General features: G+C 41.7%; 15 protein-coding genes. 8 read left to right on the top strand and 7 right to left on the bottom strand.

The window, feature by feature from the left end:
* The first annotated feature begins 17 nt into the window (after window positions 1–17).
* The 3 genes from Q0L00_RS02135 to Q0L00_RS02145 all read left to right on the top strand — a co-directional run bounded on the left by Q0L00_RS02135 (window position 18) and on the right by Q0L00_RS02145 (window position 5250).
* A complete protein-coding gene (locus Q0L00_RS02135) occupies window positions 18–1706 on the top strand; it encodes a sulfatase (protein WP_297335215.1) in 1689 nt (562 codons plus the stop codon).
* 38 nt (window positions 1707–1744) lie between these two features.
* Window positions 1745–3427 (top strand): sulfatase, encoded by a 1683-nt coding sequence (locus Q0L00_RS02140; protein WP_297335216.1) that lies wholly within the window; start codon window positions 1745–1747, stop codon window positions 3425–3427.
* A 461-nt stretch (window positions 3428–3888) separates the two neighbouring features.
* Window positions 3889–5250 (top strand): transglutaminase-like domain-containing protein, encoded by a 1362-nt coding sequence (locus Q0L00_RS02145; RefSeq protein ID WP_297335217.1) that lies wholly within the window; start codon window positions 3889–3891, stop codon window positions 5248–5250.
* A gap of 84 nt (window positions 5251–5334) precedes the next feature.
* On the opposite strand, the gene Q0L00_RS02150 is transcribed toward Q0L00_RS02145, so the two are convergent.
* From Q0L00_RS02150 to Q0L00_RS02165, 4 genes are all read right to left on the bottom strand, one after another.
* Entirely contained in the window at window positions 5335–5556 is a 222-nt protein-coding gene (locus Q0L00_RS02150; protein WP_297335218.1) for a hypothetical protein, read from the bottom strand.
* A gap of 88 nt (window positions 5557–5644) precedes the next feature.
* The gene (locus tag Q0L00_RS02155; protein WP_297335219.1) at window positions 5645–6862 is read right to left on the bottom strand and encodes an MFS transporter; all 1218 of its coding nucleotides are present in this window, start codon (window positions 6860–6862) and stop codon (window positions 5645–5647) included.
* A gap of 89 nt (window positions 6863–6951) precedes the next feature.
* A complete protein-coding gene (locus Q0L00_RS02160) occupies window positions 6952–7536 on the bottom strand; it encodes a Crp/Fnr family transcriptional regulator (RefSeq protein WP_297335220.1) in 585 nt (194 codons plus the stop codon).
* A gap of 4 nt (window positions 7537–7540) precedes the next feature.
* Complete coding sequence (locus tag Q0L00_RS02165; protein ID WP_297335221.1) at window positions 7541–8860, bottom strand: aminotransferase class I/II-fold pyridoxal phosphate-dependent enzyme; 1320 nt, start codon at window positions 8858–8860, stop codon at window positions 7541–7543.
* Window positions 8861–8971: 111 nt separating this feature from the next.
* On the opposite strand from Q0L00_RS02165, the gene Q0L00_RS02170 reads away from it, so the two are divergent.
* The 3 genes from Q0L00_RS02170 (at window position 8972) to Q0L00_RS02180 (ending at window position 13948) form a co-directional block, all read left to right on the top strand.
* Window positions 8972–11164 (top strand): DPP IV N-terminal domain-containing protein, encoded by a 2193-nt coding sequence (locus Q0L00_RS02170; protein WP_297335222.1) that lies wholly within the window; start codon window positions 8972–8974, stop codon window positions 11162–11164.
* Window positions 11165–11386: 222 nt separating this feature from the next.
* Window positions 11387–13021: a M1 family metallopeptidase gene (locus tag Q0L00_RS02175; RefSeq protein ID WP_297335223.1), complete on the top strand. Its 1635-nt coding sequence runs from the start codon at window positions 11387–11389 to the stop codon at window positions 13019–13021.
* Window positions 13022–13114: 93 nt separating this feature from the next.
* Window positions 13115–13948 (top strand): cyclase family protein, encoded by an 834-nt coding sequence (locus Q0L00_RS02180; protein WP_297335224.1) that lies wholly within the window; start codon window positions 13115–13117, stop codon window positions 13946–13948.
* Window positions 13949–13958: 10 nt separating this feature from the next.
* Here Q0L00_RS02180 and Q0L00_RS02185 read toward each other — a convergent pair whose 3' ends face one another.
* Window positions 13959–14843 (bottom strand): PIG-L family deacetylase, encoded by an 885-nt coding sequence (locus tag Q0L00_RS02185; RefSeq protein WP_297335225.1) that lies wholly within the window; start codon window positions 14841–14843, stop codon window positions 13959–13961.
* A 262-nt stretch (window positions 14844–15105) separates the two neighbouring features.
* On the opposite strand from Q0L00_RS02185, the gene Q0L00_RS02190 reads away from it, so the two are divergent.
* Window positions 15106–17571 carry a TonB-dependent receptor gene (locus Q0L00_RS02190; RefSeq protein WP_297335226.1) on the top strand — a complete coding sequence of 822 codons (2466 nt, stop codon included), beginning with the start codon at window positions 15106–15108 and terminating at the stop codon, window positions 17569–17571.
* 16 nt (window positions 17572–17587) lie between these two features.
* Here the strand turns inward: Q0L00_RS02190 and Q0L00_RS02195 are convergent, their stop codons facing one another.
* Window positions 17588–18445, bottom strand: a complete 858-nt coding sequence (locus Q0L00_RS02195; protein WP_297335227.1) for an N-acetylmuramoyl-L-alanine amidase-like domain-containing protein — start codon at window positions 18443–18445, stop codon at window positions 17588–17590.
* A 171-nt stretch (window positions 18446–18616) separates the two neighbouring features.
* On the opposite strand from Q0L00_RS02195, the gene Q0L00_RS02200 reads away from it, so the two are divergent.
* The gene (locus Q0L00_RS02200) at window positions 18617–22357 is read left to right on the top strand and encodes an SNF2-related protein (protein ID WP_297335228.1); all 3741 of its coding nucleotides are present in this window, start codon (window positions 18617–18619) and stop codon (window positions 22355–22357) included.
* Between the two features lie 58 nt (window positions 22358–22415).
* On the opposite strand, the gene Q0L00_RS02205 is transcribed toward Q0L00_RS02200, so the two are convergent.
* Window positions 22416–23225 carry a hypothetical protein gene (locus Q0L00_RS02205; protein WP_297335229.1) on the bottom strand — a complete coding sequence of 270 codons (810 nt, stop codon included), beginning with the start codon at window positions 23223–23225 and terminating at the stop codon, window positions 22416–22418.
* Window positions 23226–23392 lie beyond the last annotated feature (167 nt).

A 23392-nucleotide genomic window follows, 5' to 3' on the forward strand; every position in this document is an offset into this window, starting at 1 on the left:
CCCAGCCTTTTAATTCCATGAAAAAATTTCTATTGAATTGCCTTTTTTTCTTGATCGCCGGATTGGTATTCAGTTGTAAAAACTCCTCCTCTCAATTTTCTGATCGCCCAAACATCGTCTTTATCATGTCCGATGATCATGCCTACCAAGCTATTTCGGCCTACAGTGATCACCTGATCAAAACTCCGAATATTGATCGGATTGCAAAAATGGGCATGCTTTTCACCAATGCCACAGTGACCAATTCCATCTGCGCACCGAGTCGGGCTACGATTTTGACAGGTTTGCATAGTCATCTCAATGGTAAAATTGACAATGATTTTCCCTTTGATACGACCAATGTGACTTTTCCTCAACTTTTTCAGGAAGCAGGCTATCAGACGGCCATGTTTGGCAAGTTGCACTTTGGAAATAACCCCAAAGGATTTGATCAATTCAAGATTTTGCCTGGTCAAGGAGCTTATTACAATCCCGATTTTATCACCAAAAGTGAGGGGACTATTCAAGTAGAGGGTTACGTGACCGATATTATTACCGACATGACCTTGGATTGGCTGCAGCATGAGCGGAGAGAAGAAGACCCATTTTTACTTTTTTACTTGCATAAAGCTCCCCATCGCGAGTGGCTTCCGGCTGAGCGACATCTGGCAGACTTTACCAGTAGGACTTTTGTGGAACCGCCCACACTTTTTGATGATTATTCCGGTCGGGGAAGGGCAGCAAAGGAAGCTGAAATGAACCTGCTCAAGCACATGAACTGGGCTGGGGATTCAAAAATTTATCCCGAAGTCATGGATGAGTTGGGAATTCCCGATGCTTCGGGATGGGATAAAGGAGCTTTTCAGCGCGAAGTGGGTCGACTCAATGAGTCACAGCGAGCCCATTGGGATGCAGTCTATGGTCCGATGAACGAAGAGTTCAAAGCAAACTATGCCAATATGTCGGAAGAAGATTTGATGAGATGGCGCTATCAGCGCTACATGCAGGATTATTTAGGGACGATTCAGGCAGTAGATGAAAACGTGGGTAGAGTTTTAGACTATTTGCAAGAAAATAACCTGATGGAAAATACCATCATTGTATACACTTCTGATCAGGGGTTTTACTTGGGGGAGCACGGTTGGTTTGACAAGCGATTTGTTTATGATGAGTCGTTCAAAACCCCGCTTTTGGTGGCGTGGCCGGGAAAAGTGAAACCTGGATCAACATCTACCGAGATGGTTCAGAATCTGGATTTTGCCCAGACCTTTTTGGATGCTGCTGGAATTCCTGCCCCAGAATCCATGCAAGGCGAAAGTTTGGTTCCATTGCTCACGGGGAATACTGAAAAATGGACTCGGGATGCGGTGTACTACCACTATTATGAATATCCTTCTGTTCACATGGTCAAACGTCATTATGCTGTGGTTACCGAGGAGTTCAAACTCACCCATTATTATTTTGATACCGATGAATGGGAACTGATCGACCGAATCAATGATCCCATGGAGCTCAAAAATGTATATGAAGATCCTGCTTATGCCGCAGTCAGGGAGGAATTGCACGAAAAGCTGGATGGTTTACGCAAGAAATACGGGGATAGTGAGGAGCTTTCCCAACAGTATTTGGATGACTATTTGGACCGGCTCGAAGAAACGCAGCGGTTTGGTGCGGCCAATAAAGAGGTGACAAAGCAAATTTTGGAGGATCGAAAAAAATCAAATTGATTCGATTTTCTTCCAGATTTAACCCCCAATAAGAACGTATGAAGAATATCCTTTCCATTCCCCTCTGGTGTGTCGCAATTGGAGTTCTGTTTTCCTGTCAGCCTCAGGATGAGAAAACCTTTAAACGACCCAACATCATTTTTATCATGTCCGATGACCATGCTTACCAGGCGATTTCGGCTTATGATAATTCCCTGATCGAGACGCCCAATATTGACCGAATTGCAAAAATGGGAATGCTTTTCACCCAAGCCTCGGTCACCAACTCGATTTGTGCACCCAGTCGCGCCACGATCTTGACCGGAAAGCATAGTCATCTCAATGGCAAAGTGGATAATCATTTCCCTTTTGATACGACCAATGTGACCTTTCCCCAGCTTTTCCAAGAAGCCGGCTATCAGACGGCCATGTTTGGAAAGTTGCACTTTGGAAATAATCCCAAAGGCTTTGATCAATTTAAGATACTGCCGGGTCAAGGAGCCTATTACAATCCGGATTTTATCACCAAAAATGAGGGTGAAATTCAAGTGGAGGGCTATGTAACCGACATTATTACTGATATGACCTTGGATTGGTTGCAGAACGAACGGAAAGAAGAAGATCCATTTTTGTTGTTCTATTTACATAAAGCCCCACACCGGGAATGGTTGATGGCAGAGCGACATTTAGAAGAGTTTACTAACCGAACTTTCAAAGAACCGGCCACGCTTTTTGATGACTATAGCGGACGGACTTTTGCAGCAGAGGAGGCAGAGATGAATATTTTTGAGCACATGGCTTGGGCGGGAGATAACAAACTTTTCCCCGAAACCATGGATGAGCTGGGCCTCCAGGAAATTGGTTATGATAAAATCCGCTTTGATTATCAGGTAAGCCGACTTAACGATTCTCAGCGAGAAAACTTTATGAAGGCATATGGCAAAGTCAATGAAGAGTTCAAAAAAGCCTTTCCAACCCTATCCGAGAAAGATATCATGCGCTGGAAATATCAGCGCTACATGCAGGATTATTTAGGAACTATTCAGTCAGTGGATGAAAATATCGGACGGGTCCTAGATTATTTGGAAGAAAATGGCCTAATGGAAAACACCCTTATTGTGTACACTTCGGATCAGGGATTTTATTTGGGAGAGCATGGATGGTACGATAAGCGATTCGTTTATGACGAAAGCTTTAAAACACCACTTTTGGTGGCTTGGCCAGGAAAAGTAGAAGCAGGGAGCACTTCGAATGAGTTGGTTCAGAATTTAGACTTCGCCCAGACTTTTTTGGATGCGGCGGGAATTGATCAACCTTCAGACATGCAAGGGGAAAGCTTTATGCCATTGCTCACTGGAGCGGTTGAAAAATGGGATCGGGATGCGGTGTATTACCATTATTATGAATACCCCGCTGAGCACATGGTTAATCGTCACTATGCTATCGTGACTAAAGAATACAAACTGATTCATTACTATTATGTGGAGGATAGTTGGGAGCTAATCGATCGGATAAAGGATCCAATGGAGCTCAAAAATGTGTATGACGATCCGGCTTATTCAGAAGTTCGGAAGGATTTACATCGTCGGTTAGCGGAGCTGAGAGTGAAATACAACGATAGTTCTGAGCTCAGTCAGGATTACATCAACCGATTTATGGATGATGCAAGAGCTGGGAAAGTCTGGGGGGTAAGCAAAGAAAAAGTGGAAGAAATCGAAAGACGTAGAGGCGAAATCGAATAAAGGAAAAGCTCAAGCCGAAAACTTTTGCTTTTACTTGGGTGATAACATTCGGAACGGAAAAAGCAGGATGTTTCGAATCAAATCAAAGGATAATTCTACTGCAAAACCCAAAAGCCGGAAAGGCAACAGCAATAACCAAATAAATGGATAAAGAATAATCGCTAGGATGGCAATTGGCCAGCAAAGTATGAGCAGAATCAGCCAAAGAAGAAATGTAAGCATGCTGAACTTAGGTCAAGATGTGTACCAGTTGAGTTAAGTGTTTGAAAATTAATTATTTGTTAGAAATTTAATTCCACCTACTGTTCAGTTTTATAACAGAATTGGTGAAAAATGGACAATCTCAAGTCCAGTCATTGTCCCTTTCTTTTCGATAGCTTCAAATCACGACATGGCTTTTGGGAGTTTGTAAAAAGAAATGATTCAAAATGTTACCTTAGCCAAATGAATTAAGAGTTTCTATGATAAAATTAAAATACTGGTTTTTAGGTGTTGTTTTTGGAATGATTTCCTGCCAAACACCATCTGAGAAAGAAAATCAAATTACCGAATCAAAAGAAACGAAAAGTCAGGAGCGCGTTTCTATTGCGGAGATCGAGGAGGGAATCAAGCAGTTTATTGCGGAAAAAACCGCAGAGAATGAAGGAGTATTTCCGGTCAAAGACGAGAATCATGACCTTCGCATGAAGTTGGTCCGCGTGCACACCGAATACCTTTCTAACTTGGGACCTCAGTCACATTTTGCCTGTGTGGATTTGGTGGATGAAAGCGGCGATGTTTATGATGTGGATTTTTTCATGGAAGGAACTCCGGGAGCTATGGACGTTACCCGCACCTCGGTTCACAAATTGAATGGAAAACCTTTTTACAGTTGGAAGCAAAATAAAGAAGATAAAACCTGGTATCGCGTGGCATTAGAAGAATCAAATAATACACTTTTGGGAGTGATTGAAGGGGAAGATTCCTTTGAATTTTACTATACTGCCTCAGTTCCTCCATTAGATGGTCCGGCTAAAATGTGGGTGCCTCTGGCTGAGACGGATGATTTTCAGGAAGTTAAAATTGAATCCATTACTGTTCCCGGCAAACAGCAAAATCTAAAAGACCAGGTTTTCGATAATAAGTTATTATTTATGGAATTAGGACCGGAGGATAGTGGTAAAGAACTTGAAATCGTCTATTCGGTCAAACGAAAGGAAAAAGGACCTTACGAAGCGAGCGCTCCCGACCCTGATGTGTATTTGGCTTCCAATATTTTGATGCCCAAAGGAGGACGATTTGAGGAGATCGCCAAGGAGGCTTTGGGCGAAAAAATCAACGACAGTCATTTGGTCCAGGCACGCGCACTATACGATTACATTATCGATAATATGCGTTACATGAAATTTGGGGATTTTGGGAAAGGAGATTCCAACTATGCTTGTGATTCGAAGACAGGAAATTGTACTGAATTTCACAGCTTCTTTATTTCCCTGGCTCGTTCGGTCGGGATTCCTGCCAAATTTTCCATTGGGGCTTCCATTCCTTCTGACCGAAACGAAGGAGGAATTGATGGATATCATTGCTGGGCGGAGTTTTATGCCGATGGGAAATGGTGGCCGGTAGATATTTCCGAGGCGAATAAATACACAGCTTTAGCCACGTATTATTTTGGACGGCATCCTGCCAATCGGATAGAGTTAAGTAGGGGAAGGGACCTTCAAGTCAGCCCCGGGCCTGCTTCAGGACCGATTAATTTTATTGCGTATCCGTATTTGGAGATCGATGGGGAAGAGGTAAAAGTAAATTCCAGGTTTTCATTTATGAGAAAAGCGAATAGTTAAAGTTGGGTGATTTTCCAATTCTGAAATGTGTTTACCGAATAAAACAAAGGCCGCAAATTTAATTTTGCGGCCTTTAATTTTTAATTAGTTGCTTGGATGCTCTCCACCTTCTGTTGGATGTTCGCTGCTGTCTCCTTCAGTGGGATGTTCTCCTGCTTCTTTAGGGTGCTCAGAAGATTCTTCTGCTGGAGCCTCTGTTGCTTCTTCGGTAGAATCCGCTTTTTTGCCTCCGCAAGAAGAAAGGCCTGTTCCTAAAATGAAGCTAGCCAAAGCAAGCATCATAAAGATTGATTTTAGTTTTTTCATGGTCGATGGTATATTAAATTATCGATGTAAAGATAGAAGATGTTTTACTCAATCAAAACAAGGGGAAATTCAATTGTTTCAAATCAGCTTAATTCTCTGATTTTAAGTTTTTTGGCATTCGGAACTGAATAAGGACTGCTGAAAGCACAGTCAATACCCCGATAAGCGCTATGGCCCAATTAATCCCTAAGGAATCCGCAACTACACCGGAAAGTATTGCCCCTATTGCATAGCCCAAATCTCTCCAAAGTCGAAAGGTGCCGATACTTTCGGCTCGCTGTACAGGACTGGTCGCATCGGCAATGGCCGCCATAAAAGTGGGGTAAACTAGTGCAGTGCCAAGACCAAGTACAACTGAGATTGCAATAAATCCGAAGTTACTTCCTTGAGAAGGAATCAATAAAATCGCGAGTCCCTGCGCCAACATTCCAATGAATAGCAGATTTTTTTTGGAATAGAGATCGGCCATTTTCCCGGTGAATAATTGGCCAAAACCCCATACAGCAGGGTAAATTGCAGTGATGATACCGACCATTTCCAGATTAATTTCTTTACTCATCAAAAGTATGGGCAGTAATCCCCAAATCATCCCGTCGTTGAGGTTATTGATCAACCCGGCTTGAGTGATGGAACTTAAGGTTTTGTTGAAAAACGTGGTCTGCATAAAAACCCCCTTTAATTCGGGCTGTTTGGTGTTTTCTCGTTCTTTTTGGACAAATTTACGTGTGTCCTTGACCCAAAAGATGGAAAGGATCAAACCGATAATTGCGATTCCCAATCCCAACAAAAAAGGATAAGGTCGGAGACCGTAATGACTGGCTAGGTAGGCCGTGAAAAATGCGATTAATCCTACCGACAAATATCCCGCAAACTCATTCAATCCCATTGCCAATCCCCGATTTTTCTCTCCCACAAGGTCAATTTTCATCACTACAGTACTACTCCAGGTCAAACCTTGACTGATTCCAAGCAGGACATTGGCAAAAATGACCAGGTTCCAAGACTGAGTATACAGCAATAGTAAAGGAATGGGCAGCGCAATGATCCATCCCATAATCAAAAGGTTTTTTCTTCCCCATTGATTGGCCAGTTTGCCGGTGAAATAATTACTGATAGCCTTACTGATGCCAAAAGCCGTAATGAAAGATAAGACCGCTGCAGAGGAGGTAATTCCAAAGATTTCCCTGGCAAATTCAGGAAAAATAGACCGCTCCAGACCAACCATTGCTCCAACGAAAGCATTGACGATGATCAGTAAGATGAACTGGTTAAGGTTTTCACGAAGGCCTAGTTTTGCAGAGGACATGTAAGGTGTTCTTTTTTTACAAAGGTCCGTTTCGCAAAAAGTTTATCCTTTTACAAATGTTAAAAAAGGTTGGATTTGGGTTGGAGAAATTAATTTTTCTGACCCCGGATGCGACTCAAACTCACCTGGGTAATTCCTAAATAGGAAGCGATGTGTTTCAATGGAATGCGTTGGATAAACTCGGGGTTTTCTTCCAATAGCCTATGATAGCGTTCCTCGGCAGGGTGAAATTGTATGCTTTCGATTCGATTTAAAGTATTTACATAAGCCAATTCGGTAATTTTGCGAAATAGCCGTTCCAGATCGGGTAAAGTATCAAAAAGACCAAAAAGCAAGTCGGAGGAAATTCCTACAAATTCAGTTTGCTCTACCGCCTGAATGGCCTTTTGGCTGGGCTTGCCCGTGAAAAGACTCTCAGCACGGATAATGAGATCATTTTCAAAAGCAAAATACTCGGTGACGTCAATTCCATCTTTGTAATAGTAGATTCTGGCCAGTCCTTTTTTGACAAAATAAATGGTTTTACAGGTGGCACCAATGGGTTGGAGATCTTGATTTTTTGCAATGGTGACGATCGAGCTAATGGATTCGATCGCCTTTTTGGAATCTGAATTTAAGGGATGGATTTGATTGAAAAACTCAAAAAGATGGTGAAATGGTGAATCTGAGCTCATGATACTAGTAGGAAGGGCTTTCAAAGAACTGCGTCAATCTTTTCATGGCCTCCTTCAAGGTCAGCTCATCAACTCCTGTGATGACCATGCGGAAGAGTCCCTTTTTTTGGTGTCCAAACCCATGAGCTGGAGTCAGTAATATTCCTGTTTCTTGATATATTTTTAGCCAAAGCTCCTGTTCTGATGTTTCAGACTGATCCTTTAAAAATTGGAACAGGTCCATCCATACAAAAAGACTCCCGTAAGAGGCTTGATAGGGAATATTATTTTTTCGAAGGGACTTCACTACGATAAGATAGGACTCGGTTAGCCGTTCTTGGCTTAATTGGATAAAGTACTCCATAAAGGCAACATCTTTGAGTACTTCCTGCATAACCCACTGAGTATAGTTGGAAATGGAATGTCCGAGCCCTACGTTTCGGTAGCCGGTGATTAACTCTTGGTGATAGGAGTGAAGAAGTCCAATGCGAAAACCAGAAATTCCCAAATCCTTGGAAAAAGAATACCAGAGATGAAGCCAAGGACTATTTCGCTTAGCCATCAGTTTACCAAAAGATGTGAATCTGAGGGGCTGAGGGTGATCCTGCTGGAGTTCAGGATGGGAAATGTCAATTTGCGAAAGTCCATAAATTTCATTGACGATAAGATGAACTTCATGTTGCTCACACCAATCTGCAAGCGTTTCCAGTTGAGATTGATCGTAAATCATTCCGGTAGGATTGTCTGGGCTGGTAAGAATCAGCATACGAAAAGTACTTCCACTCGCCTCGATTTCATCTTTTGCTTTTTGAAGCAGTTCCGGAGAAATGGAAACACCTGAATTGAGCTCACTCCAGGATTGGTCAGTTTGCAAATCATAGCGCTTCAGACCGGGTAAGGCGCCCAGGTCCCCGGAGTAAACAGGATAGGCTGGGGCAGGAATAACAGCCGTATCTCCGGGATTTCCGAGTAAAAAGGCGGTCATTTCGATCACCGAAGTGGCCCCCCCGGAGAAAGCAAGCGATTCGGCTGGCAAAGGGGATTTAGTCAAAAATTTGGATAAAAATGCAGCGGTAGCTTCTCGAAAACTTGGAGCCCCAGCCGGATCGGTATAGCTCGCAACCCACTCCGGGATATCATTTTCTCGGGTGACGCGTTGGATCCGTTCACGAAGCATATCCCAGGCCATGTGGTTCTCGGCGATATTCATGGCGATTTTTCCTTCTGGATTATTGGTGGGGTGAAATTGATCTTTTTCAGCTTCGTAAAACAACTCCAAGTCTACTCTCATGGGATTTTGGGAAGCTGATTGACCGATTCTAGAAAGAAGATTTGTTTTTGACATAGGACAAGGATTTATTTTTTGAAATTAAGAAAATTCTTAGGAAGGGCTTGAAAAATGGAATTCCACAGGAATTAAATTTTAACCAAAAACATTTTCAGCTATCTTACCCCTATGCAAAATGTCCTAACCAAATTCCTGCTCTCCCTATTCCTATTAATCTTCGCTTTTTTAGGAGCTGCACAGGCCCAGTCCATTAAATGGCATAGTTCCCAAGACAAGTATTTTCAAATTCAATCCAATCAAATTGTTCGAATAGAACTACCTGATCAAGATTCTCAGCTGGTGGTGAGTGCTGCAGACCTAAAAACTGAAGCCAATCAAACGCTGAATATTCGGGATTTTACTTTTTCCGAAGACGGTAAGAAGCTTCTGATTTATACCCATACCAAACGAGTTTGGAGACTTGATACTCAAGGTGATTATTGGGTATTGGATTTGGAAAGTAAAAACCTACAGCAAGTGGGTAAAGGACTCCCAGCAGCTTCCTTGCGTTTTGCAAAATTTTCTCCTGATGCAAGGAAAGTCGCCTTTGTCAGCGAGTTCAATCTTTATGTGGAAGATTTAGCAATGGGTAAAATTACTCAATTGACCTTTGACGGTAACCGGAAATTAATCAACGGAACCTTCGATTGGGCCTATGAGGAGGAGTTTGCCTCAAGGGATGGATTTCAATGGAGTCCGGATGGAAAACGGATTGCCTTTTGGCAGCTTGATGCCAATCAGATTCGGGATTTTTACATGGTCAATAATACCGATTCGGTCTATTCTCAAATCATTCCGGTAGAATATCCTAAAGTTGGAGAATCTCCTTCTCCTGCAAAAATAGGAGTAATTGAATTGGAAAATCAAGACCTTACTTGGCTGAATATTCCAGGAGATCCTGCCCAGCATTATTTGCCTCGAATGGAATGGAATTCCCCGGATTTACTTTTGCTACAGCAGCTCAATCGCAAGCAAAATCAGTCCAAAATTTTTGCTGTAGCTATTTTAAAAAATGAAGCAACAGTCATTTTTGAGGAAGAGGATGAGGCCTGGATTGATGTACTTTCAAGCTGGGAAAATGTGTATGCGTTAACTTTCAGACATGAATTCCAATGGATTAATAATCGAAAGGAATTTTTATGGTTTAGTGAAAAAGGAGGCTGGAGGCAACTGTATCGAATTGGCTTGGATGGGGAAGAAACTCTGATCACTCCAGGAACTTACGATGTGATCAATTTACTTCATGTGGATGAGCAGAACAATCGGATTTATTTTCATGCTTCTCCTGAAAATGCCACACAGAAATACCTGTATGCTGCGCGATTGGACGGGAAGGGGAAAGCCGAAAAAATCACGCCGGATGCTTTGGAAGGCACCCATACTTATCTGGTTTCCCCAAGTGGAAAGTATGCTTTTCATCAATTTCAAAACTCCCATACTCGCCCGTTGGCAGAATGGATCAGCCTTCCTAATCATAAACCTTTAGACGAGGGCCAGAGTATTGCAGCTCATGTTTCGAAAAACCAGGAGGAAAAGAAGGTGGAGTTTTTTAAAATAAAAACCGGTGATGGGACAGAAATGGACGGTTGGATGGTCAAACCGATTGATTTTGATCTAACAAAAAAATATCCGGTAGTCTTCTACGTGTACACTGAACCCTGGGGTGCCAATGTCAAAGACACCTATGGAGTGGGGCGAAACAGACTTTATAATGGTGACATGGCAAGGGATGGCTACCTCTATATTTCGATTGATAATCGGGGAACTCCCGCTCCAAAGGGAAGAGCTTGGCGAAAAAGTATCTATCGGAAAATTGGTCGCTTAAATATTGCTGATCAAGCAGCAGCGGCAAAGCAAATCTTAGCATGGGATTACGTGGACCCAGAGCGCGTGGCTGTTTGGGGTTGGTCTGGTGGGGGCTCGGCTACTTTGAATCTGCTATTTCAGTATCCTGAAATTTATAAAACAGGCATTTCCATTGCTGCTGTAGCCAATCAGTTGACTTATGATAATATCTATCAGGAGCGCTACATGGGTTTGCCAGAGGAGAACTTGGAGGATTTTGTGGCAGGCTCCCCGATCACACATGCGAAGAATTTGGAAGGAAATCTCCTTTATATCCATGGCACTGCCGATGACAATGTGCATTATGCCAATGCGGATATGCTGGTGAATGAACTCATCAAACATGGCAAAATTTTCCAATTTATGCCTTATCCCAACCGATCACATTCCATTTCTGAGGGGGAGGGAACGAATGCCCATTTGAAAAAATTGTACACTGATTATTTGAAAAAGCATTGTCCTCCCGGAGGAAGGTGATTGGTTACTGGCGATGATTAAGGTATGGAATCAAAATTTTAGATCTAAGCAATAAGAAAGCAAACCCTTTGATATTAATATCGATGGGGTTTGCTCAGGGGTTCTACAAACTAGTCATGGGAAAGAATTTGTCTTAATTCCAGAAAAAATGCCCTGAGTTCAGGTCAAAAATTGGTCAACTTGATTTGAGCTCAGATCAACATGTAAAAGCAATTGACTTCTATGAAAAAAACACGAGTTGTACTTTCAATTTTCTTGATAACCCTTTGGGTTGAAATCGGATTTGCCCAAAACCTCCCCACTAGGGCCGATACACTTCGGGGAAGTATCACGCCCGAACGGGAATGGTGGGATTTGAATTATTACCATCTTTCGGTGGAGGTTTTTCCCGAAGAGCAGTCCATCAAAGGAAAAAACCTCGTCCGTTACCGAGTCAAAAAGCCGTCTCAGATCCTTCAGATTGATCTGCAGGAGCCTATGGAGATTACCTCGGTCAAACAAGACGGGATGGAACTTTCCTTTAAGCGGGAAGGAGCAGCACATTTTATTTCTCTACAGAAAAACCAAGAAAAAGGAGCTTTCAATGAGCTTGAGATTTTCTACCAAGGAAAGCCCAAGGTAGCTGTTAGGCCTCCTTGGGATGGAGGAATTACCTGGCAAAAGGATTCCAATGGAAAGCACCTGATTGCCAACTCAAATCAAGGGATTGGTTCCAGTATTTGGTGGCCAAGCAAGGATCATCCCGCTGATGAAGTGGATAGTATGATGATTTCGGTGACCGTACCCAAGGATCTCATGGATGTATCCAATGGCCGTTTGATCGAGATGGAAGAAAATGAAAAGACCAAGACCTACCATTGGTTAGTTTCCAACCCCATTAATGATTACGGTGTCAATATCAGTATTGGGGATTATGTGCATTTTGATGAAGAATATGAAGGTGAAAAAGGGACGCTCACCATGGATTATTATGTCTTGCGGGACAATTTGGAGAAAGCCAAGAAGCAGTTTCAGGATGCTACGCGGATGATGGAAGCCTTTGAGCATTGGTTTGGTCCCTATCCTTTTTACGAAGACGGCTTTAAACTCATTGAAGTGCCTTATTTAGGAATGGAACATCAGAGTGCCGTCACGTATGGCAATGGCTATCAAAATGGGTATTTGGGTCGGGATTTGAGCGGAACGGGTTGGGGGCTGAAATTTGATTTTATCATCATCCATGAGGCGGGGCACGAGTGGTTTGCCAATAATATTACGTATCAGGATGTTGCCGATATGTGGATTCACGAGAGCTTTACCAATTACTCCGAAAGCTTATTTCTGGAGTATTTTTATGGAAAAGAAGCGGGGCAGGAATATGTACGCGGGACGCGAATGAACATTGCCAATCAAAGTCCAATTATTGGAATTTATGGTATTAATCGTCGGGGTTCGGGAGACATGTATTACAAAGGAGGGAATCTGCTCAATACGCTACGAGAAGTGATTGCAGACGATGAAAAATGGCGCAGTATTCTTCGAGGGTTGAATTCGGAATTTTATCATCAAACAGTCACTACAAGACAAGTGGAGGAGTATATGGCTCAACAGGCAGGGATGGATTTGAAGCCCTTTTTTGATCAGTACTTGAGAACGAGTAGGATTCCGGTCTTGGAGTATTATTTCACCGAAGAAAGCAGACTTCATTACCGCTGGAACGGCACTGTCCCAGCTTTTGAAATGCCAGTGGATGTCAGGATTGGGGAGGAGAAAATCAGATTGAAACCCAGCACCGAGTGGCAAGAAATGAAGGTGAGAAATCAAGCTGATTTGGTGGTAGATCCGGATTTCTACCTATCGGTATTGAAGATGCGGTAAGTTACCATTTGAATCCCAAAAAGATAGGAACCCTTAATCAGACCTGGTTATTTGGGTTTCCTTTTTTACCTTATTTCAAATTTTAACACATTGATGATGAATTCAATCAAGAAATATTCCCAGCTGATAAGGGGTGCAGGCTTAATTATATTGATTTCTTGTCAAAATCAGGAAGTGGAAAAGGAGGTCAAGGGATTTCCTTTGGCTGAGGTCGAATGGATTGATTTGAGTTATTCGTTTGATTCGACGACACTTTATTGGCCAAATAATCCGGATGGCTTTCAGTTGCGGGAAGATGCCGCCGGAGTAACCGATTTGGGCTATTATTATTCCTCCTATACCCTTTTAACTCCAGAGCATGGAGGAACGCATTTGGATGCACCCATTCATTTTTACGAAAATGGAGAAACGGTCGATGAGCTTGCGCTATCCAAATTGACTGGCCAAGCGGTTCTGATTGATGTTCGTGTGCAGGCATTTGAAAATCGGGATTACTTGATTGATACGGCAGCCGTTTTGAATTGGGAAAAGAAGTTTGGGCAAATTCCCGACCATGCCATGGTTTTGTTTCGAACGGGTTATGGACAGTTTTATCCTGATCGAGAAGGCTATTTCGGTACTGCAAAAACAGGAGAAGGAGCCATTCCTGAATTACATTTTCCGGGGATAGATCCCGAATTAGCTACTTGGCTTGTCAAAAACCGCAAAATTAAAGCTGTAGGATTGGATACTCCAAGTTTGGATTATGGACAGTCCAAAGATTTTGCCGCACATCAAGCCTTGATGGAAGCACAGATTCCAGGTTTTGAAAATCTCGCCAATCTAGATCAATTACCCGAAAAAGGGATTTATGTAGTGGCCCTTCCCATGAAAATCAAAGGAGGAAGCGGGGGACCACTTCGGGTGATTGCTACGGTTTTGGAATAATTTTTTTAGGTTAGTTTTTGGACTTTCCCAACATGGGAAATAAGCGCTTAATTTCTGCTTCGTTGGGTTGGCTGCCGTATTCGCAGATCTCGAAAGCCTCGGCAAATTGAGCTTTATCCGCGGCTTCGCTTCCATACCATTTTTCCAAAGCGGCTTTGACGGTTGGGTTGGGCGACAAAGCCCGCTTGGATTTGAGCCATTGGATTCGTTCTTCTTTATCGTTGGGGATTTCATCTGGGTCATTTGATATCCATGGAAGCCATTCGTAAAACTGGGATACATGGGCATCCAGCGCATAGATTTTTTGATCAATCACCGAGGTAATGTCGATGGCGATATCCGGTGAAAAGGGATTGGGTTTTTGAAAATGATCCTGATAGTATAAGAAAACCGGGTTTTTGCGAAGGGGAGGGGTATCTGAAGCAATATTGGGGACACCCACCATAAAGGCAGCATCCTGAACCAATACCCCTGTGTAGCGGTGGTCAGGATGATAGTCATTGGTTCGATGAGAGATCACTACATCGGCCTCCCATTCACGGATTTTGCGGATGACAGCTTTGCGGATTTCCAAGGTAGGCATCAGTTCTCCATCGTGATGGTCCATAACTTCATAGGTAATGCCTAGTCTTTGGGCGACTTGCTGAGTTTCTGCCATTCGGCGTACCGCTAGCATCCCACCTCCCATTTCCATGTGTCCGGCATCTCCGTTGGTGAGGGAAAGAAACTTGACTTCATGACCGAGTTGGGAAAAAAGAGCGGCTGTTCCTCCAGATTTGATATCGCAATCGTCGGGATGAGCTCCAATCATAAGAATTCGAAGGGGCTTTTCTTGGGCTATTCCAAATTGGAAAACAAACAGAGAAAGGAAAAGGGTGAAGATTTTGGTTTTCATAGGTTTTTGGGTTTCGATTTTAGAAAATACTTACTTCGAATTAAAATACCAATTTGAATGGGATAAGCGGGAAATCTAGTAGGGAAGAAAAAATAATTTTTCACTGGAAAGAAAAGGGAGGATTTTGAAAAGATTTTATTTACGAGAAGTGAAGTGTAAAAATCAACTTCTTTTTGACCGTTCAAACAAAAGCCTGATTTTGATGCTTTTTAGTTTTTTACCAATGGAAAACGTAATCCAAATAGTATTCACAATTTGCATCATGAAACGATTCCAATTTATTCTTATTATTTTAGTTTATTTCTTTTCAATCTCATTGAAAGGTCAAGGAATTAAAGGGGAAGTGGGAGAGGTAGGAAGTGAAGTTCCCCTTGAGTTTGCTTCGATTGCACTTTTTGATCAAGCTGACAGTAGTTTGGTGGATGGTACTATTACTGATAGGAATGGAGTTTTTGAAATCCTCAACATCAAAGAAGGCCCGTACTTTTTACGAATTACCTTTATTGGGTATAAGACCAAAGAAATTAGTGATCTACAGCTTCATGGTGGCTCATTGCTGGATATTGGGTTTATTTTCTTGGAACCTGATCAAAAAGTACTCGACGGAGTGGAGGTCCAAGGACAGCAAATTACCTCTGATTTTAGGTTGGATAAGCAATCCTATTCAGCCGAAAGCTTTGAATCTGCCAGAGGTGGGACGGCATCAGATCTTCTTCAAAATCTTCCGGGTATTACGATGACTCCTGAGAGTGGATTGACGATTCGTGGAAGTTCAGGGTTTGTCGTGATGATCAATGGAAAGCCAGTTCAGTCAGATCCCCTGATGATTTTAAGTCAGCTCCCCGCCAACAGCATTGAGAAAGTGGAATGGATTTCTTCCCCCTCAGCAAAATATGATTCCGAAGGAAAGGGTGGAATGATTAACATCACAACCAAAAAAGGTGCAACCGACGGTCTTTTCGTCCAGTTTAACGGGCGACTTGGCGTGCCTTCTATTGAGAATTACGATAATAAAGCTCAACCAAAAAGATTCGGAGGAGATTTCAACCTTTACTATGTGGCAGGAAAATGGGATTTCTCGTTGGGAGCAAGTTACCAGCGAAATGATCAATCGGGAAGAAGAGTAGGAGAGGTTTTCACGGTCGATGGAGATACCACGACCTTTTTTCCATCTGAAGGGGAGCGGAGTTTTGATGAAAAAAATTACTCAGGAAGATTTACGGTAGGATTTAATCCAAACGAAGCCAATTCCTTTAGTTTGGGTTTTTATGGGGGAGTAAGAGATCGGCTTCGAACGGCCGATATTGTGTATTTTGATAATCATGCGATAGTAGGAGCTGATCGGATTTATACGATGCAGTATTTCAACGCGAATGATCAAAATAGGCGAGGTGATTTTGCCCTTGGGAGTTTGGACTACACCCGAAACTTTGGAAATGGAGCCAGTTTAACTGCTTCGATTTTATTGGAGTATACACTTTTAGGTGGGCCAACAATCAACTGGAATTTAGGTTTTCCGGATACGGATCTTGTATACCAAAATGAATTGAATACCAATAATAACCCTTTGAATGGTTTTCGGGTCAACATGGATTACCATTTTAAGCCTTCAAAAATTGGGCAGTTTCAAGCGGGTTATCAGCTAAGGAGCCTAGATCATCGAGGGGATTTTGTGTATGAACGACAAAATCTGGAAACGGGGATTTTTGAGTTGTTGCCGGAGTTTTCCAGTGAGGTGAATCTTAACCGAGACATTCATGCGGGATATGTGCAACTGGACGGAAAAAAGCAAAAATGGAATTATGGATTGGGTATTCGAACTGAATTTATGAATCGGAATTTACGCTTGAAAGACAAAGCTGGAACGCTGGATTCCCTTTACCCATATGATTTTATTCGTCCATTTTTAAGTGGAAATCTCGCCTTTCAGATGAATGAAGGACTCCAGATCAAAGCCAATTTTACCCAACGGGTGGAGCGAACCACCACATTCAAAATGAATCCATTTCCCGAACGCGAGCATAGTGAAACTTTGGAACAGGGAGATCCGAATTTATTGCCTGAATTTATCAATCTAGTGGACCTAGGTGTGATCAAAAACTGGGAAGACAATTCCTTTTACTTGACAGCCTATCACAGCCGAATCAAGAATCTGGTTAACCGGGTGAATACCGTTTATACTGATACGATTCTAAATCGCATTTATTCCAATGTAGGAACAGCAAAATCGTTTGGTTTTGATTCAGGATTGGAGATTTATCCAGCTTCGTGGTGGAAGCTTTTTGCCGGATTGAATGCCTACCAATATTCCATTTCGGGAAGCTTTGATAAGCAACCCATCCAAACCAAGACGTGGGTCTTTTCTTCCAATTTTACTTCTACCTTTACCCTACCCAAGAATTGGGTGATTCAAACCAATTTAAATTACCTCTCAGCTCGAGTGACTGCCCAAGGTGAGGATGGTCGCTTTTACAGTCCCAATCTATCAGTAAAAAGATCCTGGATGGAAGGAAAGTTGACTGCCACGGTTCTTTGGCAACATATGGATTTGGGCTTATTAAGATCAAATGAACAGCGAATCACCACATTTAGACCTCAAGATTTCTTTACAACTACAAATTACATTTATGAAGTTGATAGGATCATTCTTAATTTGACCTATTCGATCAATGGAGGTAAAAATCGTGCGAAATTTGTCAAAAGTGAGTTTGGTGAGCAGGAATTTTAAAACGCCGATTTTTTGCTTAATTCGCTAAAGCAGGAATTAATCTCGCTACCATAATTCCGGATTGGCTTCGATTTCCAGCTAAATAATCGTGGAGTGGCTTTTCGGAGATCTCCACTTCTTTATTGGCCGAGCTGGCATGCATGAGGTGAATTCTGCCATTTTGCTCAATGGCAAATCCCACATGGACCATATCTAAATTAGAGATGGAGGTGGTGATAGCTATTAGGTCTCCCGGCTGGAGTTGACTTTCAATTAAGCTAATTTGATCTTTTGGGATGAAATAAAAGTCTCGAATACGAATAGAGGCTTCAATATTTTGCAATTGCTCCATGTTTTCTCGATTGCTGAGCTGGGGGTAAAACTGTGGATTCTCGGTCATAAAGGTGGGCTTATTTGGGTAAATAACTCCACCAATTTCTTTGGTCTTGTCTTGCAAAATTCCCTTTTCCGCATTCATCGCGATCCAATCCGAGAAGTAATGCAATCGCGAGGGATAGCCCTGATTCACTCCTTCTCGATAGCGGATGTATTCCAATTCATTTTCGAAGATCGTGTAATCATTTTCGCCACGCTGAGCCATTCGAGCTAGGGTCACTACAGTTTCCAGATAAGTCGTGCAATCAAGACCTTGAAGATCTATTACCAATTGCTCAGGACCGGGGATTTCCAATGTTTTTTCTACATAAGGGGTACCTTTAAAGCTTTTTCCAATTTCGACGATCAGTTCATTTATGGATTGTGTTTTTGAATCAAAACTGGGTAGTAATTCCAAGGCTTGATCCAATCTAATCCTAGATTCTGGGGTGCAGACAGTTTGTGACCAGCCAAGAAAGGGGAAAAGGGTTAGCATGAGGAAAAAAAGAATAGACTTCATGTTTTGGAAAGTTCTGGTTCTAAACGAAGGTAGGGAATTATGGTGTTTTGTCGTTGAAATGAAATATGGTAATGAAATTAATTATTTGACAATTACTGTCAATCATATTTTTTTATAGGCTCCTTTATTTTTACTACTTAATTTTAACCAATCATTTCATACTACCTAGTCATGGCATTTTTAACCCCAAATCAAAGTCAGCTTCTCAATCGATTGATCAGTAAGTATCCCAATATTTTAATGGAAAGGGGAGAAAATATTTATTTTAGAGGTCAAGTCGATTTGCTTGAAGAAGAGGAGGATGAATATCCCTATGAGGATTTTGGCTTTCTAGTGGAGGGGAGCTCAGGAAATGAATACAGCGTTGATCTTACACTAGATCTAGACAATCCCCGAAAAACTCCGAGTTTTTACGAAGACACCTTTTGTGATTGCCCTTATTTTGGGGATCATGCTAAGTGTAAACATGTGGCAGCGGCCATGATTTATCTCTTCAATATGGAAGTCAATGACCCCCAGTTGGGTTTTTGGGGATCCACAGAATTTAAAGCTAAGCCAAAAGGAAAAGAAATAGCTGTATACCCTACCGAGTTCAATGTTGAAAAGAATGAACTTTCAAAAATAGCAGAGCTATTACCTTCATTTGAAAAAGAGGCGAATCACAGAATTTACCAAATTCAGTTTAGGCCGGATGGAATCAGGTATGCTTTAGAATCGCAGTTTTATCCTGTGGAGGTTGTAGTTCAGTATGATGAAAGAATCGGAGTATTAAAATTAACTTTTACGGAAAGGTATTCTCAGGTTATACCGGCTATTTATGTCTTTTTGAAAGAACGCTTTGGAGAAACTTATCAAGATTATCGGTTTTTGACAGAGTCCTTAAGAAAAGATGCTAGAAAAGATAAACTAAAGTCATTAGGGTTCGATTCGCCGACAAACGAGGACTTGGAACAAGTTGATTTTATCTTCAGGGATAATAAAATTGATTATAATTTTTCAGGATCACTTTCTGGATTGAGGAGTGCAGAAAGTATTTTGGCAAAATTAAAAGCATTCAATCAAGATCCGCTGTCAGCTTACCCTACTACAATAGAGGAGACACCTATCACCAAGGAGGTTGGACTTTACAATCTTGGGATAGTTTTTCAGCTGGGATTTCAGTCAGAATTTGCCGGTGTAATTCCAATTATCGGAAAACCCAAAAAGTATGACCCAACTGGAATCGAAACTCGGCTGGATGTCCTTAGAGATCCATTTGATCCCAGATTGAAATCTCAAGAAGGGGTAGAGTCTTTACTGTTACTGGTGGATTCAATCAATTCTAGGATTGATGGAGATAAAGAAGCCCTTTGGAAATCACTCACCTCCCTAGTGGATCGCATTCATGGAAAGGTTTCTGTTTTTCGGCATTTGACTTATGAGCTACGCAAAAATTTTTCCAAACGGGACTTGGAAGGCCCCTTAGAAATCGAAGAAGTGAATGCAGCAATGAAGCTGACTCAAAAAGGGAAACTTTATGAACTCAAACTCATCATGAGTACGGAGGAGAAAGAATTTGATTTAAGTCAAAGTGACCCTCCATTCAAATTCGGAAATGGAATTGGTCTAGTGGATAATAAAAAGCTGCTTTTTTTAAGAAATTATTCCCATCTAAAAGGAATGGAGATACTCCGTCCTTTGATTCCCCTACGGTTTGTTGAAGAAGATCTTCCTTTGATATTTAAGAAAGTGATCCATCCGTTGAGTCGTCACTTGCCATTTCAGGACGAGTCAGCCTTTGTGAATTTTGAGGTTGGGGAGTTGAAAATTGAAGAACAACTCTACTTTTCTCAAGCAGGTGGACTCATAGCTTTGAAACCCATTATTCGATATGGTGAAGACTTTTGGGTCAACCCATTAAGTTCTGAGTTGATGCTCGATCAGGAGACGGGTTTTGTGATGGAGCGAAATCAGGATGCAGAAAATGATTTCTTAGACTTTATCCAGGGTTTACATCCCCATTTTTTGGGGAGTAGACCACTTCACAGTTTCACGATTAAAGGGGTAGATTTCGCTTCAGGAACTTGGTTTTTGGAAGCTTTTGGCCAGCTTTCTGAGCGGGGAGTGAAAGTTTTTGGTACAGAGAATTTAAATATTAAGCGTTATTCTCCTTTTGAGGCCACTGTTTCTATGCAGGTCAGTTCGGGTCAAGATTGGTTTGATACTCAGATTGACGTGAATTATGGAAAGGAGAAAGTTCCATTTAAAAAACTGAAAAGAGCTTGGCAGGACGGGGTATCGTATATCCAGCTGGAAGATGGTAGCCTAGGAAAGGTTCCCCAAGAATGGATGAAAAAGGTCTTTAGACTTCTCCGCGCTGGAGAAGAGACGGAACAGGGAGTGAAGCTTTCTAAAATCCATTTTATGCTGCTGGAGGACTTTGAAGAAAGCGAAGGGTTTGCAGAGGTAATGGCAGAAATTGAGTCCAAGAAGAATAAAATGAAAGAATTTACGGGCTTGCCTAAGATTCAAGTTCCCGATAAATTACAAGCAGAGCTCCGAGCTTACCAAAAATCTGGTTTGGAATGGTTTAATTTTCTTAGAGAATTTGGCTGGGGTGGCATCTTGGCCGATGATATGGGATTGGGCAAAACGCTACAAGTGATTGCTTTATTGACCCAACTTGCCGATGAAAATACCAGTTTTCGCGGATTGATTGTCGTTCCGACCACGCTGATTTTTAATTGGAAAAAAGAGCTTGATCGGTTTGCCCCTCACCTAGATTATTTTATTCACCATGGAGAACGCTACGATACCGTGGAGGAACTTTCCAAACACCAATTGGTGATTACCAGTTATGGATTGGTCATCAATGATTTGGAAATATTGAGCCAACTGGAGCTCGACTTAATCGTCGCAGATGAGTCACAAGCGATCAAAAATACTTCTTCACTTCGGTACAAAGCCTTGCTGAAGCTGAAAGGAAAGCAGCGTTTGGCTTTGACCGGTACGCCCATTGAAAACGGAATTCATGAACTTTTTGCCCAAATGAATTTCACCAATCCGGGTTTTTTCAAAACCTTTGGGCACTTTAAGGAAAATTATCTGCTGCCGATAAAAAAAGGAGAGCAGGAAGTTACTCAAGCCTTAAAGAAGCAAATTATTCCTTTTGTATTGAGAAGGACCAAGAAGGAAGTCCTAACCGAGCTCCCAGAAAAAATGGAGGAATTTCTTTTTTGTGAAATGGGTGCAGAGCAGCGCAAAATATATGAAGCATATAAGGCGCGTTATCGGGAGTTTCTATTAAAAAAATTTGATGAAGAAGGGGAAAATCAGTCTAAAATGTTTGTATTGGAGGGCTTGACTAAACTCCGTCAGATTTGTGATTCTCCCAGGTTAATCGGTGAATCTAATCATCTTTCCAGTTCAAAAATTGAGGTGCTCAAAGAGCATATTTTGGAAAAGACTGGGAATCATAAAATATTAGTGTTTAGTCAGTTTGTAAAAATGCTAGGTTTAATTCAAAATGAACTTCAACAATCTGGGATTTCATATGCGTATCTGGATGGCAAGACTTCACTAAAAGAACGAGAAAAGGAGGTATCCAAGTTTCAATCAGATGATGAGATTCGGGTTTTCTTAATTAGTCTCAAAGCGGGTGGTACTGGGCTCAATCTGACTGCTGCTGACTATGTTTATATCGTGGATCCTTGGTGGAATCCAGCAGTAGAGAATCAAGCCATCGATCGCTGCTATCGAATGGGACAGGAAAAACATGTCATGGCGTATCGAATGGTCTGTCAGGAAAGTATTGAGGAGAAAATCATTGCCCTGAAAGCTACCAAAACTCAATTGGCAGACGAAGTCATTGCTGAAGGGGAGGGGCTTTTGGCAGGAATGGATCGGGAAACCATGCTGAATTTATTTTCCTAATTGGCTTTCGAGGGCAAATTCATTCGATTGAAGTTATGGGTAGAATTTCAAATTTGATCTAATCCTCTAAATTTAAAATGGTTAAGGGAAGCTTATAGGCTACTTCTACCAACCAACCCTCTTTTCGGATAGAATTTGAAAAACTGCCGGATTGTGTTTCATCGGTCCATGAATAAGTGATTTTTCTAAGTGAGGTGGGTGCCGAAAAGACATGGCTGGCTTGAAGGGACACTAAAGAAGATTTAAATAGGTGGAGTTCTGAGTGGATTCCTAGTTTATAGAAACTTTTGAAATGGGGTTCGTTTATTTGGAAATCAACAGCAATCCCCTCTGTCTGTGAAGTGCCATAGTATGGGAAAGGTCCGTTTTTACTGGGTCTATTTGTAGTATGGAGGATTAGATTACCCGAGGTGTGGGCACCGATGCGAATATTGTTTTTGGAATTAACAGGAATATCGTAGCGAACTCCTAGTGGTAGAAAAAGGGAATTAAGATTGGCTTTGGTAAGGATGTATCGCTCAAGAGCACCTAATTGGTGAAGAATTTCTGAATTATGCCAACTAAAACCCAATCCGGTTTCCAGGGATACCTTGCCTAACCGATGACCATAGATTGCTTGAATGATTCCATCCATTTCTCCGGAAATCGGAAGATAAATATTATTTCCGTTCGAAGTGAGATGTCTACGAAGTCCCGCTTGAACTCCCATATAGAGACCGTCTTGGCGACTAAGCTCTTGACGGAGTTTTCGTTTTTGGAAGGTAGAAAGTTTTCCTTCGGTATAGACTGCGTGGTCTTTGACTTGGGCGGCAAGTGAACTGCTGATCAGAAGAGAAAAAACAATTGGGATGATTGATTTTAATTGCATAGGTCTTGACATTTACCCATCAACGGAACAAGTATTTAGTTCAGTATGCCCTTTGAACTAGTTTTAATTGAAATTATTTTCCAAATCATTCAACTTTTGGATACACTTTAAATTTTTAGTATTCTTCCAAATTAACCAAAGCCCAAGCCTTTCATTCGATAGGGGAT

The organism is Algoriphagus sp. (genome assembly GCF_024305035.1).
GTDB lineage: Bacteria > Bacteroidota > Bacteroidia > Cytophagales > Cyclobacteriaceae > Algoriphagus.

Excerpts from the sequence above, each read along its gene's own strand:
- Q0L00_RS02135 (WP_297335215.1), top strand. The coding sequence starts at position 18 with ATGAAAAAATTTCTATTGAATTGCCTTTTTTTCTTGATCGCCGGATTG.
- Q0L00_RS02140 (WP_297335216.1), top strand. The coding sequence starts at position 1,745 with ATGAAGAATATCCTTTCCATTCCCCTCTGGTGTGTCGCAATTGGAGTT.
- Q0L00_RS02145 (WP_297335217.1), top strand. The coding sequence starts at position 3,889 with ATGATAAAATTAAAATACTGGTTTTTAGGTGTTGTTTTTGGAATGATT.
- Q0L00_RS02150 (WP_297335218.1), bottom strand. The coding sequence starts at position 5,556 with ATGAAAAAACTAAAATCAATCTTTATGATGCTTGCTTTGGCTAGCTTC.
- Q0L00_RS02155 (WP_297335219.1), bottom strand. The coding sequence starts at position 6,862 with ATGTCCTCTGCAAAACTAGGCCTTCGTGAAAACCTTAACCAGTTCATC.
- Q0L00_RS02160 (WP_297335220.1), bottom strand. The coding sequence starts at position 7,536 with ATGAGCTCAGATTCACCATTTCACCATCTTTTTGAGTTTTTCAATCAA.
- Q0L00_RS02165 (WP_297335221.1), bottom strand. The coding sequence starts at position 8,860 with ATGTCAAAAACAAATCTTCTTTCTAGAATCGGTCAATCAGCTTCCCAA.
- Q0L00_RS02170 (WP_297335222.1), top strand. The coding sequence starts at position 8,972 with ATGCAAAATGTCCTAACCAAATTCCTGCTCTCCCTATTCCTATTAATC.
- Q0L00_RS02175 (WP_297335223.1), top strand. The coding sequence starts at position 11,387 with ATGAAAAAAACACGAGTTGTACTTTCAATTTTCTTGATAACCCTTTGG.
- Q0L00_RS02180 (WP_297335224.1), top strand. The coding sequence starts at position 13,115 with ATGATGAATTCAATCAAGAAATATTCCCAGCTGATAAGGGGTGCAGGC.
- Q0L00_RS02185 (WP_297335225.1), bottom strand. The coding sequence starts at position 14,843 with ATGAAAACCAAAATCTTCACCCTTTTCCTTTCTCTGTTTGTTTTCCAA.
- Q0L00_RS02190 (WP_297335226.1), top strand. The coding sequence starts at position 15,106 with ATGAAACGATTCCAATTTATTCTTATTATTTTAGTTTATTTCTTTTCA.
- Q0L00_RS02195 (WP_297335227.1), bottom strand. The coding sequence starts at position 18,445 with ATGAAGTCTATTCTTTTTTTCCTCATGCTAACCCTTTTCCCCTTTCTT.
- Q0L00_RS02200 (WP_297335228.1), top strand. The coding sequence starts at position 18,617 with ATGGCATTTTTAACCCCAAATCAAAGTCAGCTTCTCAATCGATTGATC.
- Q0L00_RS02205 (WP_297335229.1), bottom strand. The coding sequence starts at position 23,225 with ATGCAATTAAAATCAATCATCCCAATTGTTTTTTCTCTTCTGATCAGC.